Source organism: Micromonospora sp. NPDC047074, from assembly GCF_040643815.1.
In the GTDB taxonomy this organism is placed as follows: Bacteria; Actinomycetota; Actinomycetes; order Mycobacteriales; family Micromonosporaceae; genus Micromonospora.
Genome location: NZ_JBEYVB010000006.1, coordinates 119103 through 134835, shown reverse-complemented (window position 1 = coordinate 134835; position 15733 = coordinate 119103). Strand labels below are relative to the sequence as shown.

General features: G+C 73.3%; 12 protein-coding genes. 10 read left to right on the top strand and 2 right to left on the bottom strand.

All coding sequences use genetic code 11. The features are described 5' to 3' along the window. Positions 1-189: 189 nt before the first annotated feature. From ABZ809_RS12065 to ABZ809_RS12055, 3 genes are all read left to right on the top strand, one after another. Positions 190-1233: a hypothetical protein gene (locus ABZ809_RS12065; protein WP_357562602.1), complete on the top strand. Its 1044-nt coding sequence runs from the start codon at positions 190-192 to the stop codon at positions 1231-1233. A 36-nt stretch (positions 1234-1269) separates the two neighbouring features. Continuing rightward, on the top strand, positions 1270-2823 hold the full coding sequence (locus ABZ809_RS12060; RefSeq protein WP_357562476.1) for a fused MFS/spermidine synthase: 1554 nt from the start codon (positions 1270-1272) through the stop codon (positions 2821-2823). A 71-nt stretch (positions 2824-2894) separates the two neighbouring features. Further along, on the top strand, positions 2895-4544 hold the full coding sequence (locus ABZ809_RS12055) for a serine/threonine-protein kinase (protein WP_357562475.1): 1650 nt from the start codon (positions 2895-2897) through the stop codon (positions 4542-4544). An 11-nt stretch (positions 4545-4555) separates the two neighbouring features. Here ABZ809_RS12055 and ABZ809_RS12050 read toward each other — a convergent pair whose 3' ends face one another. Both ABZ809_RS12050 and ABZ809_RS12045 read right to left on the bottom strand, forming a co-directional pair. Further along, the gene (locus ABZ809_RS12050; RefSeq protein WP_357562474.1) at positions 4556-5224 is read right to left on the bottom strand and encodes a TrkA family potassium uptake protein; all 669 of its coding nucleotides are present in this window, start codon (positions 5222-5224) and stop codon (positions 4556-4558) included. Further along, entirely contained in the window at positions 5214-6572 is a 1359-nt protein-coding gene (locus ABZ809_RS12045) for a potassium transporter TrkG (protein ID WP_357562473.1), read from the bottom strand. Before ABZ809_RS12045 ends, ABZ809_RS12050 begins: the two co-directional genes overlap by 11 nt. A gap of 118 nt (positions 6573-6690) precedes the next feature. On the opposite strand from ABZ809_RS12045, the gene ABZ809_RS12040 reads away from it, so the two are divergent. The 7 genes from ABZ809_RS12040 to ABZ809_RS12010 all read left to right on the top strand — a co-directional run bounded on the left by ABZ809_RS12040 (position 6691) and on the right by ABZ809_RS12010 (position 15695). Further along, positions 6691-7815 carry a glycerophosphodiester phosphodiesterase gene (locus tag ABZ809_RS12040; RefSeq protein WP_357562601.1) on the top strand — a complete coding sequence of 375 codons (1125 nt, stop codon included), beginning with the start codon at positions 6691-6693 and terminating at the stop codon, positions 7813-7815. A 733-nt stretch (positions 7816-8548) separates the two neighbouring features. Beyond that, on the top strand, positions 8549-9748 hold the full coding sequence (locus ABZ809_RS12035) for a substrate-binding domain-containing protein (RefSeq protein WP_357562472.1): 1200 nt from the start codon (positions 8549-8551) through the stop codon (positions 9746-9748). A gap of 6 nt (positions 9749-9754) precedes the next feature. Then, positions 9755-10498 (top strand): ABC transporter ATP-binding protein, encoded by a 744-nt coding sequence (locus ABZ809_RS12030; protein ID WP_357562471.1) that lies wholly within the window; start codon positions 9755-9757, stop codon positions 10496-10498. After that, the gene (locus tag ABZ809_RS12025; protein WP_357562470.1) at positions 10495-11262 is read left to right on the top strand and encodes an ABC transporter ATP-binding protein; all 768 of its coding nucleotides are present in this window, start codon (positions 10495-10497) and stop codon (positions 11260-11262) included. The genes ABZ809_RS12030 and ABZ809_RS12025 overlap by 4 nt, the downstream gene beginning before the upstream one ends. Then, the gene (locus ABZ809_RS12020) at positions 11262-12152 is read left to right on the top strand and encodes a branched-chain amino acid ABC transporter permease (protein WP_357562469.1); all 891 of its coding nucleotides are present in this window, start codon (positions 11262-11264) and stop codon (positions 12150-12152) included. The genes ABZ809_RS12025 and ABZ809_RS12020 overlap by 1 nt, the downstream gene beginning before the upstream one ends. After that, the gene (locus ABZ809_RS12015; protein ID WP_357562468.1) at positions 12149-13276 is read left to right on the top strand and encodes a branched-chain amino acid ABC transporter permease; all 1128 of its coding nucleotides are present in this window, start codon (positions 12149-12151) and stop codon (positions 13274-13276) included. Before ABZ809_RS12020 ends, ABZ809_RS12015 begins: the two co-directional genes overlap by 4 nt. Before the next feature lie 232 nt (positions 13277-13508). Continuing rightward, positions 13509-15695: a DEAD/DEAH box helicase gene (locus tag ABZ809_RS12010; protein ID WP_357562467.1), complete on the top strand. Its 2187-nt coding sequence runs from the start codon at positions 13509-13511 to the stop codon at positions 15693-15695. The last annotated feature ends 38 nt before the right edge of the window (positions 15696-15733 follow it).

The following is a 15733-nucleotide window of genomic DNA, read 5'->3' as shown; positions in this document are numbered from 1 at the left end:
ACCTGGCGACACTGCGTCGACGCCCGCTCGCCGGGCCTTCGCGGGCCCGGCCGGGAGCGCTCCGTCCGGTATCCTGACCGCCGGCCTCCGCCAGCAGGTCGCCGGCCGGCGCCGGCGGGGCCGCCGCCGAGCAACGCTGCAACCCCCCGGACCGGCGGCCGACGGAAGGATGCTTTCGTGCGCAGGATCATGCCCGTCGGGCGGCGTGGCCGCCACCCATCGACCACCCTGGCGGCTGGGCGGCGTGCCCGTCGCCCCCTGGTCACCCTCCTCCTCGCGGTGGCGCTGCTCTTCGGTGGCGGGGCGGTTCCCGCGTACGCGGAGCCCAACGAGGGCGGCACCAAGAAGCTCCGGGACGCCCTGGAGGCCACCGCCAAGGCGCACATCGAGGCCAAGGGGAAGCTGGACAACTCCAAGCGCCGGCAGAAGCAACTGGTCGGCGAGCTGGCCACCGTGGAGGGCCGGCTGGTCGAGCTGACCGCGCAGGTCGGCGAGGTGGCCGCCCAGTCCTACCGGCTGGGCCGGCTGACGCCCGCGTCGGCGCTGCTCAACAGCGCCTCGCCGCAGGCGTTCCTGGAGCGGGCGGCCAGCCTCGACATGATGGCGCAGCGCGACGGCAGGCGGCTGCGCGACCTGACCGAGGCGCGTGAGCAGTCGCGGCAGGCCAAGATCGCAATCGACACCGAGGTCCGCGAACAGCAGAAGCAGGTCGCGGTGATCGCGAAGAAGAAGAAGGAGGCCGAGGCGGCGCTCGCGGAGGTCAGCTCGGGCAGCAGCGGCGGCTTCAGCGGCGGCAACTCGTCCTCGGCGAGGCCGGCGCCGCGCAACTCGGACGGTTCCTGGCCGTCGGAGTCCTGCTCGGTGAACGACCCGACCACCTCCGGCTGCATCACCCCGCGCACGCTCAACGCCCTGCAACAGACCAAGGCGGCCGGCTACAAGCGGTACGTCTCCTGCTACCGAAGCGGCGGCTCCGGCGAACACCCCAAGGGCCGGGCCTGCGACTTCGCGGCCGCCGTCGGCGGGTTCGAGGACAGGACCGCCACCGGCGGGGACAAGTCGTACGGGGACAGCCTCGCCGCCTGGCACGTGCGCAACGCCAGCCGGCTCGGCGTGCTCTACGTGATCTGGTACCGGCAGATCTGGCACCCCGGCACCGGCTGGCAGTCGTACGGCGGCAGCGGCAGCCCCGCCGCCGACCACACGAACCATGTTCATCTCTCGATGTACTGACCCGGAGGCCCAGTTTCACTGCGTACCATCGCGCGGGTGAGCTCCCCATCCTCCGACGTCACGGTGCCGCCGGTCCAGCCGGCGGCACCGACCGCCCGGGCCCTGCCCAACGGCCTCGCCGCGTTCCTGGTCTTCTTCTCCAGCGGCGCCGTCCTCGTGCTGGAGACCGCCGCGCTGCGGCTGGTCGGGCCGTATGTCGGGGTGACCCTCCAGGTGACCAGCTCGGTCATCGGCATCGCCCTGGCCGCCATCGCCTACGGGGCGTGGACGGGCGGCTGGCTGGCCGACCGGCGGGACCCGCGCCCCCTGCTGGCCCCGGCACTGGTGCTGGCCGGCATCGCCACCGCGGTCACCCTGCCCGTCGTCCGGTACGCCGGCGAGGTGCTGCGCGGCGGGGCCGCCTCGGCCATCCTGCTGCTCGTCGCCCTCGCCGTCTTCGTGCCGGCGGCCCTGCTCGCCGCGGTCACCCCGCTGGTGGTCAAGCTCCAGCTCGCCGACCTGGCGCGCACCGGCCGGGTGGTCGGCCGGCTCTCCGGCATCGGCACGCTGGGCGGGATCACGGCCACCCTGGGCACCGGGTTCGTGCTGGTCGCCGCGCTGCCCAGCACGGTGATCCTGTTCGCCCTGGCGGCCTCGCTCGGGCTCACCGGGCTCGGCCTCGGGGTGTGGCTGCGCCGACAGGACTCCTCGAAACTGCCCGGCCCGGCCCGGGCCAGGGCCGCCCTGGCGGTGCTCGGTCTCGTCGGCGCCGGGCTGACCACGGTGGCCCCGAACCCGTGCGACATCGAGACGGCCTACCACTGCGCCAGCGTGGAGACCGACCCCGACCGGGAATCCGGGCGCACCCTGCTGCTCAACTCGGCCCAGCACTCGTACGTGGACCTCGCCGACCCCACCCACCTGGAGTACGCGTACACCCGGTGGATCGGCGCGGTGGCGGACGTGGTCGCCCCGACGGGGCAGCGACTGGACGCGCTGCACCTGGGCGGCGGCGGATTCACCGTGCCGCGCTACCTGACCGCCACCCGCCCCGGCACCGACAACGTCGTGTTCGAGATCGACGGCGGGCTGGTGGAGCTGGGCGAGCGTCAGCTCGGCGTACGCCAGGGCCCGGACCTGCGGGCGGTGGTGGGTGACGCCCGGATGCTGGTCGCCGGGGAGGCCACGGACAGCCGCGACCTCGTGGTCGGCGACGCGTTCGGGCACCTGGTGGTGCCCTGGCACCTGGCCACCCGGGAGATGGCCGCCGAGGTCCGCCGGGTGACCCGGCCGGGCGGCGTCTACGTGCAGAACGTCATCGACTATCCGCCGCTGCGCTTCATCCGCAGCGAGTTGGCCACCGTCGCCGCCGAGTTCCGGCACGTCGCGCTGATCGCCCCGGCGCCGGCGCTCGCCGGGCAGGAGGGCTCGAACTTCCTCATCGTCGCCTCCGACGCCCCGCTGCCGGTGGACGCGGTCCGCGCCCGACTGGCCGAGCTGCGGGAGGACGTCAACCTGCTGGCGGGCGCCGACCTCACCGGGTTCGTCGGCGAGGCGCTGGTGCTGACCGACGACTACGCGCCGGTGGACCAACTGCTCGCCACCGCCTGATCGGGTGACAATCCTGACCGATTCCGACCGTCGAGGTGTAGGCGGGACGGCCCTGGGCAACAACGACCCCCATGGGTGGTGGGAACCGGGACGGCGCGCAACTGCTCGGTGAGCGGTACCGGCTGATCGAGCAGCTCGGGGCGGGCGGCATGTCCGTGGTCTGGCGCGGCTACGACGAGGTGCTCGGCCGGCAGGTGGCGGTCAAGGTGCTCGCGTCCCGGCTGGCCGCCGACCGGGCGTTCCGGCACCGCATCCGGATCGAGGCGCAGGCCGCCGCCCGGCTGTGCCATCCGCACATCACAAACGTGTACGACTACGGCGAGTCCGAGCAGGTCGGCCTGACCGTGCCGTACGTCGTCATGGAGCTGGTCGACGGCGAGTCGCTGACCGGGCGGCTGCGCCGGGGCAGCCTGCCCTGGCGGGAGGCGGTGACGATCGGCGCGGAGGTGACCTCGGCGCTGGCCACCGCGCACGCCCGGGGCGTGGTGCACCGGGACGTCACTCCCGGCAACGTCATGCTGACCGCCAACGGCGTGAAGGTGGTCGACTTCGGCATCTCGGCGCTGGTGGGGGAGAAGGAGAAGGGGCCGGACGGCGCCCTGCTCGGCACGCCCGCGTACCTGGCCCCGGAGCGGCTCGACAACGGCCAGGTCTCGCCGGCCACGGACGTGTACGCCGTCGGCCTGCTGCTCTACCGGATGCTCACCGGCCGGCTGCCCTGGCAGGCGAGCACCACCACCCAGATGCTGCACGCGCACATGTACCACGACCCGGAGCCGATGCCGCCGCTGCCGGGGCTGCCCGACGAGGTACGCGACCTGGTGGGCCGCTGCCTCGCGAAGCGCCCCGGTGACCGGCCCGCCACCGCCGACGTCGCCCGTACGCTCGCCGAGGCCGCCGGCATGCTCGCCGTGGTCCCGGTCTCCCCGGCGGCGGGGCCGGTGGACCCGGGCGCCCTGGCCACCGCCGGCACCACGATCCTGCCCTGGTCCGCCGCCACCGACGCGCTGCCGTTCTCGGGTACGCGCCGGCGGCGCGCGGCGACGCGGCGCCGGCGGATCGAGGCGGGGGTGGCCGCCGCCGGACTGGTGGTGGTGACCGCGGCGCTGTGGGGAGTGACCTCGCGCAGCCCGGCCAGCGGCGGCATCGACCAGCCGACCCAGGCCCGGATGGGCGCGGGGGAGCCGACGCCCTGCCGGGTCGTGTACACGCTGCGCAAGGACTCCGGCAGGGACTTCGCCGCCGAGCTGACCCTGACCAACACCGGCCGGCGGGAGCTGCGTGACTGGCGGATGAGCTTCTCCTTCCCGGGCCAGCAGACGGTGACCAGGGCGGTGCCCGTCCCGGTGCGCCAGCAGGGGCGGACGGTGCTCGTGGAGCCCGGCCCGGAGCACGCCGCGCTGGCCCCCGGGGCGTCGGAGAAACTGACCCTGACCGGCCGGCACCCCGGCGCGAACCCCCTGCCGGTGGAGTTCCGCGTCGGCGACGAGACCTGCGGGGTGCAGGTCTCCGGGGTGGCCGGCTCGGCCCCCAGCGTCGCGCCCACGAAGGCCCCGGCGACGAAGGCCCCGGCTGCCAAGGCCCCGGCGAAGAAGGCCGGCACGTCCGGCGGGACGAAGGCCAAGTCGGACAACTCCGGCAAGGGCAAGGCGGGTGGTGGAAAAAAAGTAAGCCAGGAAAGGGACGGGGACGATGACGACGACGAGGGCGACGACGACTGAGTCCGCCGGGGTCAACTGAGCGCGGCGAAGCGCTGCACCTGCCCGATGTCCCCTTCCACGATCAGCATGCTGCCGGACGCGATCACCGTGGTGTCCGTGGCGTACCGGAAGCGTTCGCCGGGCAGCTTCACCCCGACGACCCGTACGCCGTGGCGCTCGGTGGGCGTCAGCTCCGCGAGGGGCCGGCCGACCATCACCTCGGGGGCGCACACCTTGGCGATGGCGAAGTCGTCGCCGAACTCGATGAAGTCCAGCATCCTGCTGACGATCAGGTGGGCCACCCGCTCGCCGGTCTCCGCCTCGGGAAAGATCACGTGGTGCGCGCCGACCGAGTCCAGGATCTTGGCGTGCTTCGTCGAGGTGGCCCGGGCCCAGATCTGCGGCACGCCCAGCTCGGCCAGCGCCAGCACCGACAGCACGCTCGCCTCCACCGACGCGCCGATGGCGACCACCGCCCGGCCGAAGTCCGCCACGCCGAGCTGACGCATCGCGCCCTCCTCGGTGGCGTCGGCCTGCACGACCCGGTCGAGCTGCGCCGACCACCGTTGCACCTGCTCGGGACTGCGGTCGATGGCCAGCACCTCGTGGTCGAGCGCGGTCAGCGAGCCGGCCAGGTGACAACCGAACCGGCCGAGCCCGATCACGACGACGCTGCCGCCGTCCGTCTTCCTAGCCGACAATGGGTTGCTCCTCCGGGTAGCGGTACAGCCGACGGCGGGTGTTCAGGGCGATCGCCGACCCGAGGGTCAGCGGCCCGACCCGGCCGACGAACATGAGGACGATCAGGGCGAGCTGGCCGTTCTCCGGCAGCGTCGCGGCGACGCCGACACTGAGACCGGTGGTGGTGAACGCCGACGTCACCTCGAACAGCGCCTGGTAGTAGCGGACCCCGTCGGTGAGGAAGATCAGCAGCACGGTGCCGCAGACCACCAGCGCGACGCTGAGCAGCGCGACCGTGATCGCCTGCCGTTGGCTGGCGGTGGCCACCCGGCGGTGCCCGACCGTCACGTCCGGCTCGCCCCGCAGCTCCGCCCACATGACGAAGGCGAGCAGGAAGAAGGTCGCCACCTTGATCCCGCCGGCCGTGCTGGCGCTGCCGCCGCCGATGAACATCAGCGCGATGATCAGCGGAAAGCTCTCGTCCTCCAGGTGTTCGACGTCGACGACGTTGAACCCGCCGGTGCGGATGAACGCGTCCTGGGCGAACGCCACGAGCAGCTTCTCCGGCCACGAATAGCTGCCCAGGGTGCGGGGGTTGGCCCACTCGACGACCAACAGCCCCAGGAAGCCCACCACCAGCAGGGTCAGGCTGCCCCAGACGGTCAGTTTGGTGGCGACCGCCCACCGGCTCGGCTGCCGCCACTCCCGGACGGCCTCGAACAGCGCCGGGAAGCCGAGCCCGCCGACGATGGTGCCGATCGCGAGCGGCAGGGTGACCCAGGCGTCGGTGGAGAAGCCGATCAGGTTGTCGGTGTAGAGCGCGAACCCGCCGTTGTTGAAGGCCTGGACGGCGTGGAAGACGCTGCCCCAGAGGGCATCGCCGAACGGGTGGTCGTAGGCGATCCAGAGCCGGGCCGTCAGGATCGCGGTGATCACCGCCTCGCAGGCCAGTGCGAGGCCGGCGATGCGCAGCAGCAGCCGGCGTACGTCGCCGATGCCGAACTCCGCGGTCTCGGCCTGCACCAGCAGCCGGCTGCGCAACCCCAGCCGCCGGGCCACCACCACGATCACCAGGGTCGCCCCGGTCACGATGCCGAGGCCGCCGACCTGGGTCAGCACCGTGATCATCACGAGCCCGAACTCGTTCCAGTAGTTCGGGGTGTCCACCACGGCCATGCCGGTCACCGAGACCGCCGAGGTCGCGGTGAACAGGGCGGTCAGGAACGGCGTGTACCGGTACTCGCTGGTGGCCCAGGGCAGCATCAGCAGCCCGGTGCCGAGCAGGATCGTCACCAGGAAGCCGATCGGCACGAGCCGTACGGGGTGACGAAAGAACCGGCGCACCAGACAATCTTCCTTTTCCACCATGAGTCGGGTGTGGAAACCGGCATCCCGAGGGTTCACCCGCCGGCCAGCCGCCGACCAACTCGGCGTCAACCCGGGCCTGTCTGCTGAGCGGCGATTCCTCGACGACAAGGAGAAGGCGTTGCGACGTACCCTTTCCGCCCTCGGTGTGGCCGGCGCCCTGCTCGCGGCCGCCGCGGTCGTGCCGACGGTGACCGCCTCGGCCGCCCCGGCGCCCGCCGCCGAGTCCTTCCGGGCGGCCGACCGCCCCCTCGTGATCGCCCACCGGGGCGCCAGCGGTTACCGGCCCGAGCACACCCTTGAGGCGTACCGGCTGGCGATCCGGCAGGGCGCGGACTTCATCGAGCCGGACCTGGTCGCCACCCGCGACGGCGTGCTGGTCGCGCGGCACGAGAACGAGATCAGCGGTACGACCGACGTGGCCGCCCGCCCCGAGTTCGCCGCCCGCCGGGCCAGCAAGACCATCGACGGCGTCACGGTCACCGGCTGGTTCACGGAGGACTTCACCCTGGCCGAGCTGAGGACGCTGCGGGCCAAGGAACGGCTGCCCCAGGTGCGCGTCGCGAACACCGCCTTCGACGGCCGGTACCAGGTGCCGACCCTCCAGGAGGTCATCGACCTGGCCCGGGCCGAGGGGCAGGCGCGGGGCCGGACGATCGGCGTCTACCCGGAGACCAAGCACCCGACCTACTTCGCGTCGATCGGGCTGCCACTGGAGGAGCCCCTGGTCGAGGTGCTGCGCCGCAACCGGCTGACCCACCGGAACTCGCCGGTGATCGTGCAGTCGTTCGAGACGGCGAACCTGCGCAAGCTCGACCGGATGACCGACGTCAGGCTCGCCCAGCTCCTCGACGCCACCGGCCGCCCCTACGACTTCACCGTCGCCGGGGACGCCCGCACCTACCAGGACCTGGCGAAGCCGGCCGGCCTGAAGTGGATCGCCTCGTACGCCGACGGCATCGGGGCGCACAAGAACCTGGTCGTCCCGCGTGACGCCGCCGGCAAGTTGCTCGCCCCGACCACCCTGGTCCGGGACGCGCACCGGGAGCGGCTGACCGTGCACGCCTGGACGTTCCGCGCGGAGAACCAGTTCCTGCCGGCCGACCTCCGGATCGGCACCGACCCGAACGCCCGTGGCGACATCCAGGCCGAGTACGAGCTGTTCCTGGGCCTCGGCCTCGACGGCGTCTTCACCGACCACCCGGACACGGCCGTCGCCGCCCGCGAGGGCCTGGCCCGGCGCTGACCTTCCGCCGCCCTACCCGGCCCGTCACCCCTTGTCTCGGGGCGGCGGGCCGGCTCCATGTGCGGAGTTGCTCGCTGGCCTGCCTGGTCGTCGGTGCCGGCCGGCCTGCGGAACGTGCCCACCTGGCGCGGCCGGTAGGTGGGTGTCCGCACGCTGTCGAGCTGCCCCGTCTGTGCGGGCGCCGTTGTTGGGCGACGGCTGGTGGTGGGGGCGGTGCGGTTTGCCCCGTTTGTGCGGGCAGGTCGACAGCGGCGGCTGATCGTGGTGGGGACGGTGCGTTGCCCCATCGGTGCGGGCAGTTCGACAGGCGGCGGATGGTGGTGGTGCGGGTGACGGCGTGCGCCCGGCCGCCCCGTCCGTGCGGGCAGCTCGACAGGCGGCGGATGGTGGTGGTGCGGGCGACGGCGTGCGCCCGGCCGCCCCGTCCGTGCGGGCAGCTCGACAGTGCGGGTGTGGCGGTGTTGCGGGTTGCGGTGGCTGCGCCATGGTCTGCGCGGCGACGACGGCTTGCGGCGGGTGTCGGTGGCGCGGGGCGACACAGGTGTGCTTCCCGCGATGGCGGGGGCGCCCATCGCGGACGACCGGCATCACTGCCGACTCGCCGCGGCTGTAACCGTCGGCCACCCCACCTCTGTTACTTGTGTGTTTCGGCCACATAGCCCGTGGGTGACGTCACTTCTAGCGTGAGCCGTCAAATGAGTTCCCTACCTCCGAGTCCTCACGTGGAGTCGCAATGACGGTCCGGACGACGCGGCGGGTGTTCCTCTCCGCCGCCACCATGATGGCCGCGGCGCTCGCCGCCACGGCCTGTGGCAGCCCGCAGGACACCGCCTCCGGCGGCGGCGACAGCGCCGCCCCGGTGAAGGTTGGCCTGGTCTACTCCCAGTCGGGAGCCCTCGCCAGCTACGGCAAGCAGTACATCGAGGGCTTCAAGGCCGGCCTCGACTTCGCCACCAAGGGCACCAACAAGGTGGGCGACCGGGCCATCGAGGTCACCGAGGTCGACGACGCGGGCGACCCGGCGAAGGCGGTCTCCGCGGCCAAGGACCTGATCGGCAAGGGCAACAAGATCATCGCAGGCTCGACCGCCTCCGGCGTGGCTCTCCAGGTCGCCCCGATCGCCGCGCAGAACAAGGTCCTCTTCATCTCCGGGCCGGCCGCCACCGACGCGGTGACCGGTGCGAACAAGTACACGTTCCGCTCCGGCCGGCAGTCGTACCAGGACGTGGTGACCGCCAAGTCGTTCATCGGCGACCCGGCCGGCAAGAAGGTCGTGGTCTTCGCCCAGGACGGTGCCTTCGGCGACGCCAACGAGGCGGCCGTGAAGGCCGTCATCGGCGGCGCGGGCGCCACCGTGAGCAGCGTCCGGGCTCCCGCCAGCGCCACCGAGTTCACCCCGTTCGCCAGCCAGATCAAGTCCGCCAAGCCGGACCTGCTCTTCGTCGCCTGGGCCGGCACCACCGCCCCGGCCATGTGGCAGACGCTCGACCAGCAGGGCGTGCTCTCCTCCACCACGGTCGTCACCGGCCTGGACATCCGCGCCTCGTGGCCGACCTTCGGGGCTGCCGGCGCCAAGATCTCCTTCCTGTCGCACTACTTCGACGGCGCCTCCGACAACGAGGCCGCCAAGGCGCTGAAGGCCAAGGTCGGCACCGTCGACCTGTTCCACCCGGACGGCTTCGCCGCCGCGCAGATGGTCGTCCGCGCGATCACCGAGGGCGGCGACGACGTCGAAAAGATGATCACGGCGCTGGAGGGCTGGAGCTTCGACGGGGTCAAGGGCAAGATGAGCATCCGCGCCGAGGACCACGCGCTGCTCCAGCCGATGTTCCAGGCCAAGCTGACCGGCAGCGGCACCGCGTTCACGGCCACCGCCCAGAAGGCGCTGACCGGGGACGAGTCCGCGCCGCCGGCCGTGGCGATGAAGGGCTGACAACAGATGCTCGCCACCCGCGGTCTGACCTGGCGGATCGGTGAGGTCGCCATCGTCGACAGCGTCTACCTCGACCTGGCGCCCGGGGAGTTCCTCGGCGTCATCGGGCCGAACGGCGCCGGCAAGACCTCACTGTTCAACCTGATCACCGGCATCCGCCGGGCCACGGAAGGTCGGATCACCCTCGACGGGGAGGACATCGGCTCCCTCCCGCCGCACCGGCGGGCCCGCCTCGGGCTCGGCCGTACCTTCCAGGCATCCTCGGTCTTCGGTTCGCTCACCGTGCGGGAGAACGTCCGGCTCGCCGTGCAGGCGCACCGCGGGGGCTCGATGAAGCTGTGGCGGCGGGCGGCGGCCGACCGGGAGGTCGCCGCCGCCGCCGACGCGGCGCTCGACCGGGTCGGCCTCGCCCACCGGGGTACGGCGCTGGCCGGCACCCTCGCCCACGGCGAGAAGCGGAAGCTGGAGATCGCCCTCCTGCTCGCCGGGGAGCCCCGGGTCATGCTGCTCGACGAGCCGATGGCCGGGGTCAGCGCCGAGGACGTGCCCGAGCTGGTCTCGGTGATCCGTTCACTCACCGGCGACAGCGGCCGGTCGGTGCTGATGGTCGAGCACCACATGGACGTCATCCTGGAGCTGGCCGACCGGATCGCCGTGATGCACCACGGCGCGCTGCTGGCCTGCGACACCCCGGAGACGGTGATGGCCAACCCCACCGTGCAAGAGGCCTACCTGGGGGAGTCGCTATGAGCGAGCCCGTTCTCAGCGTGGAGAATCTGTCGGTCCGGATCGCCGGGCTGCACATCCTCCAGGGGGTGTCGTTCACGGTCGCCCCGACCGGCGTCACCGTCCTGCTCGGGCGCAACGGCGTGGGCAAGACGACCACCCTGCGCGCGATCGTCGGCCTCACCCCGCCCGCCGGCGAGGTGCGGGGCACCGTCCGGATGGGCGCGCAGAGCCTGCTCGCCCGGCCCACCCACCGGCTGGTCCGCGGCGGGCTGGGCTACGTGCCGGAGGACCGGTGCGTCTTCGCCGGGCTCACCGTCGCGGAGAACCTCCGGCTCGCCGAGCGGCGGGGCAGCACTCCGGCGTACGACAAGGTCTTCGCGCTCTTCCCGGAGCTGGACCGGCGCGGACGGCAACGGGCCGGCTCGCTCTCCGGCGGCCAGCAGCAGATGCTCGCGATCGGCCGGGTGCTGCTCAACGACAACCGGCTGCTGCTGGTCGACGAGCCGACCAAGGGGCTCGCGCCGAAGGTGGTGACCGAGGTGGCCGAGGTGCTGGAACGGGTCGCCGAGTCCGTGCCGGTGCTGCTGGTCGAGCAGAACCTGGCCGTGGTCCGGCGGCTCGCCCGGGACGCGGTGGTGCTGGCCGCCGGCCAGGTGGCCTGGACCGGCGACGCGCAGGAACTGCTGCTGGAGACCGCCCTGACCAAGTCGCTGCTGGGCGTCGGCTCGGCGGAGGGACACCACCCCGCCGGTACGCCGGCCGCCGCGCGGAAGGACCAGCACTGATGGACACCGTCATCCTGTTGACGCTGACCGGGCTCGGCCTGGCGGCGCTCTACTTCCTGGTCGCCAGCGGCCTCTCCCTGGTCTTCGGCCTGGCCGACGTGCTCAACTTCGCGCACGGCGTCTTCCTGGGCGTCGGCGCGTACGGGACCTGGTGGGCGGCGCACAACCTGCCCGGCGCCGGCTCGGACGGCTTCGGGTTCGTGGTCTCGGTCGCCTTCGGGGTGGCCGCCGGCACGCTCGTTGCGGTGCTGGTCGAGCTGGTGCTGATCCGGCCGCTCTACTCCCGCACCATCGAGCAGGTGCTGGTCACCGTCGGCCTCTCGCTGGCCGGCGTGGCGCTGCTCCAGGCCACCTGGGGCGCGGACGCCCGGCCGTTCCCGCGCCCCGAGTGGACCCGGCAGGTCACCTCGATCCTCGGCGCGAACGTGCCCAACGGCGGCCTGCTGCTGATCATCGCCGCGGTGCTGGTGCTCGGCGCGATCCTGGCCTTCCTCCGCTGGACCCGCTACGGCCTGATCATCCGGGCCGGCGTGGAGAACCGGGAGATGGTCACCGCGCTCGGCATCGACGTGCGCAAGGCGTTCACCCTGGTCTTCGCCATCGGCGGGGCGGCGGCGGCGCTGGCCGGCGCGCTCGGCGGCGTCTACTTCGGCACCGTCTCGCCAGGCCAGGGCGGCTCGCTGCTGATCTTCGCGTTCATCGTGGTGGTCATCGGCGGCATGGGCTCGGTCGTCGGGTCCGCGTACGCGGCCGTCGCCGTCGGGCTGACCCAACAGTTCGTCAACTACTACGGCACCTCCGGGCTGGGCGACATCTGTGTGGTCGCGCTGCTGGCCGTGGTGCTGCTGCTGCGCCCGCAGGGCATCGCCGGAAAGGTGGCAACGGCATGACCGAGGTCAAGAGCCCCGAGGTTCCGGCGCCGGCCGCGGCGGTACCCGACGAGCTGACGCCGGGGCGCCGACGGTGGCACGGGCTGCGCCCGTACCTGCCGCTGGTCGCGCTGGCGGTCGCCCTGATCCTGCCGTACTCCACGCTGCACCTGCCGGGCATCTTCGAGGGGGCGCTGAACTCCCCGGGCACCCTGCAACTGCTCGCCGTCTGCCTGGTCTTCGGCGGCCTGGCGGCCGGGTACGACCTGCTCTACGGGCGGACCGGGATGCTCTCCTTCGGCCACGCCCTCTACTTCGCCGCCGGTGTCTACGGCACCGACATCCTCGTCACCAAGGCGGGGCTGCCGCTGTGGCAGGCGGGGCTGCTCGCCATCACCGGCGGGACGATCCTCGCCGCGCTGATCGGCGCGGTGGCGCTGCGTACCGTCGGGATCGCCTTCGCCATGGTGACGCTGGCCTTCGCCCAGGTCGGGGCGATCCTGGTGGCCCGCGACTTCGGCGGGCTCACCGGTGGCGAGGAGGGGCTGCCGCTGGACGTGTCCGGGCTGCCCGAGGGGCTGGTCGGGGTCACCAACACCGTCAACCTCTACTGGCTGGCGCTGGCGTACCTGGTCGTGGTGGTCCTCGTGGTGCACCGGGTCTCGGGCTCGCCGACCGGGCGGGTGCTCGCCGGCCTGCGCGACGACGAGCGGCGGATCGGGGTGCTCGGGCTCGACCCGTACCGGTTCAAGCTGGTGGCGTTCACCCTGGCCGGTGGGCTGGCGGCGGCCGGTGGCGTGGTCTACGTCCTGATCGTCGGCGGTGCCTCGCCGCACATCACCTCCTCCGAGTGGACCCTGGCGCTGCTGGTCATGGTGGTGCTCGGCGGGCCGGGCACCCGGTGGGGCCCGGTGATCGGCGGCATCCTCTACATGTACCTGGACCACCGGCTGGTCGCGTTCGGCACGTCCGACGCGGTGGAGGCCCTGCCGGCGTTCCTGAGCAACCCGCTGTCGCAGCCGCTCTTCGTGCTCGGCACGCTCTTCATCCTGGCCGTCTACTTCTTCCCCGGCGGCCTGGCCAGCCTCGCCCCCCGCGTGGCGCTCCTCCGCCACTCCCTACGCCCCCCGTCCCGCCGCCCCTGACGGCGCGGACCGTAGCCCTGTCGGTCGTGATCCCTCTCGCCCACCCGGCGAGCAACCCGACCGACAGGGCTACGACGCACCCCCGCCCGTCCCGCCGTCCCGCCCGCCCCGGGCCGGCCGGGTGCACTACTTCCGGGATCTAGTCCCCTCCCACACCCGGCGAGGCCACAACATCCCGGAAGTAGTGCACTCGGCCCCCCGCCCGTCCCGGCGACGCTGGTAGAAATGCCGGATGAGCCAGGATCGGACGGCGGTACGGGAACGGGCCGAGGCGGTGCTGCGGCGGCTGGCCGGCGAGCACGCCCGGCTCCGCGAGGACCAGTGGCGGGCGATCGAGGCGCTGGTGGTCGACCGCCGCCGGGTGCTCTGCGTGCAGCGCACCGGGTGGGGCAAGTCGGCCGTCTACTTCGTGGCCACCGCCCTGCTGCGCGAGCGCGACCAGGGCGCTGCCACAGTGCCGGGCGAGGAAGGGCGGGTGCCGGGCGAGGAAGGGCGGCCCGGCGGCGGCGTGGCCGGGCCTACCGTGATCGTCTCGCCGCTGCTCGCGCTGATGCGCAACCAGGTCGAGTCGGCGGCCCGCGCCGGCATCCGGGCCCGCACCATCAACTCCGCCAACCTCGACGAGTGGGACGAGATCACCGCCGAGATCCACGCCGGCGCGGTGGACGTGCTGCTGATCAGCCCGGAGCGGCTCAACAACCCGGACTTCCGGGACACCGTGTTGCCGAAGTTGGCCGGCACGACCGGCCTGCTCGTGGTCGACGAGGCGCACTGCGTCTCCGACTGGGGGCACGACTTCCGGCCGGACTACCGCCGGCTGCGTACGTTCCTGGGCAACCTGCCCGAGCGCACGCCGGTGCTCGCCACCACGGCCACCGCCAACGCCCGGGTCACCGCCGACGTGGCGGAGCAGCTCGGCGACGCCCTCGTGCTGCGCGGCAGCCTGGACCGGGAGTCGCTGCGGCTCGGCGTGCTCGACCTGCCGAGCCCGGCGCACCGGCTGGCCTGGCTCGCCGACCACCTGGACCGGCTCCCCGGCTCGGGCATCGTCTACACGCTCACCGTCGCCGCGGCGGGGGAGACCGCCGAGTTCCTCCGCTCCCGGGGCTACGCCGTCGCCTCCTACACCGGCCAGGCCGAGGACGCCGACCGGCGGGCCGCCGAGCAGGACCTGCTCGACAACAAGATCAAGGCGCTGGTCGCCACCAGCGCCCTCGGCATGGGCTTCGACAAGCCCGACCTCGGCTTCGTGGTGCACCTCGGCGCGCCGCCGTCGCCGATCGCGTACTACCAGCAGGTCGGCCGGGCCGGCCGGGCCGTCGCCCACGCCGAGGTGCTGCTGCTGCCCGGCGCCGAGGATGCCGCGATCTGGCGCTACTTCGCCTCGCTCGCCTTCCCGCCGGAGGAGCAGGTCCGGGCGGTGCTGGCCGCCCTGCACCCCGACCGGCCGCTCTCCACCCAGGCCCTCGAACCGATCGTCGACCTGCGCCGGGCCCGGCTGGAGCTGATGCTCAAGGTGCTCGACGTCGACGGCGCGGTCCGCCGGGTGCGCGGAGGCTGGCTCGCCACCGGGGAGCCCTGGGTCTACGACGAGGCCCGGCTGCGCCGCGTCGCCCAGGCGCGCACCGCCGAGCAGCAGGCCATGCGGGAGTACGCGACCACGCCCGACTGCCGGCTGCGCTACCTGCGCGAGTGCCTGGACGACGCCGGCGCCGCCGACTGCGGCCGGTGCGACCGCTGCGCCGGCCCGCTCTTCACGGCCGACGTGTCGGACGTCGCCCTGACCGCCGCGCAGACCTTCCTCGGTCGGCCCGGGGTGGAGATCGCGCCGAAGAAGCTCTGGCCGACCGGGCTGGAGGCGGTGGGCGTACCCCTGAAGGGGCGGATCGCCCCGGCGGAGCAGGCGCTGCCGGGGCGCGCGGTGGGGCGGCTCTCCGACCTGGGGTGGGGCGGCCGGCTGCGCGACCTGGTCGGGCCGGAGGCGGCGGACGTCGCCGTTCCCGACGACGTGGCCGCCGCCGTGGTCGAGGTGCTGAAGGCGTGGGCGCACGGCGACGAGCGGTGGCCGCGCCGCCCCGTCGGGGTGGTCGCGGTCGGCTCGCGCCGCCGGCCCCGCCTGGTCGGCTCGCTCGCCGAGCGGATCGCCACCGTGGGCCGGCTGCCGCTGCTCGGCCAGGTGACGCCGGGCGGCGCGGCGGCCGGCGGCTCCCGTGGCAACAGCGCCCAGCGGGTACGCGCCCTGCACGGCGCCCTCACCGTGCCGGACGACCTGGCCGGCGCGCTCGCCGGGCTCGACGGGCCGGTGCTGCTCGTCGACGACCTGGTCGACTCGGGCTGGACGATGACGATGGCCGCCCGCGAGCTGCGCCGGGCGGGGGCCCCCGACGTGCTTCCCCTCGCGCTGGCGGTGGCCGGCTGAGCCACCGCCGTGGCGGGACACGGTCGGGCCGGGAAAGT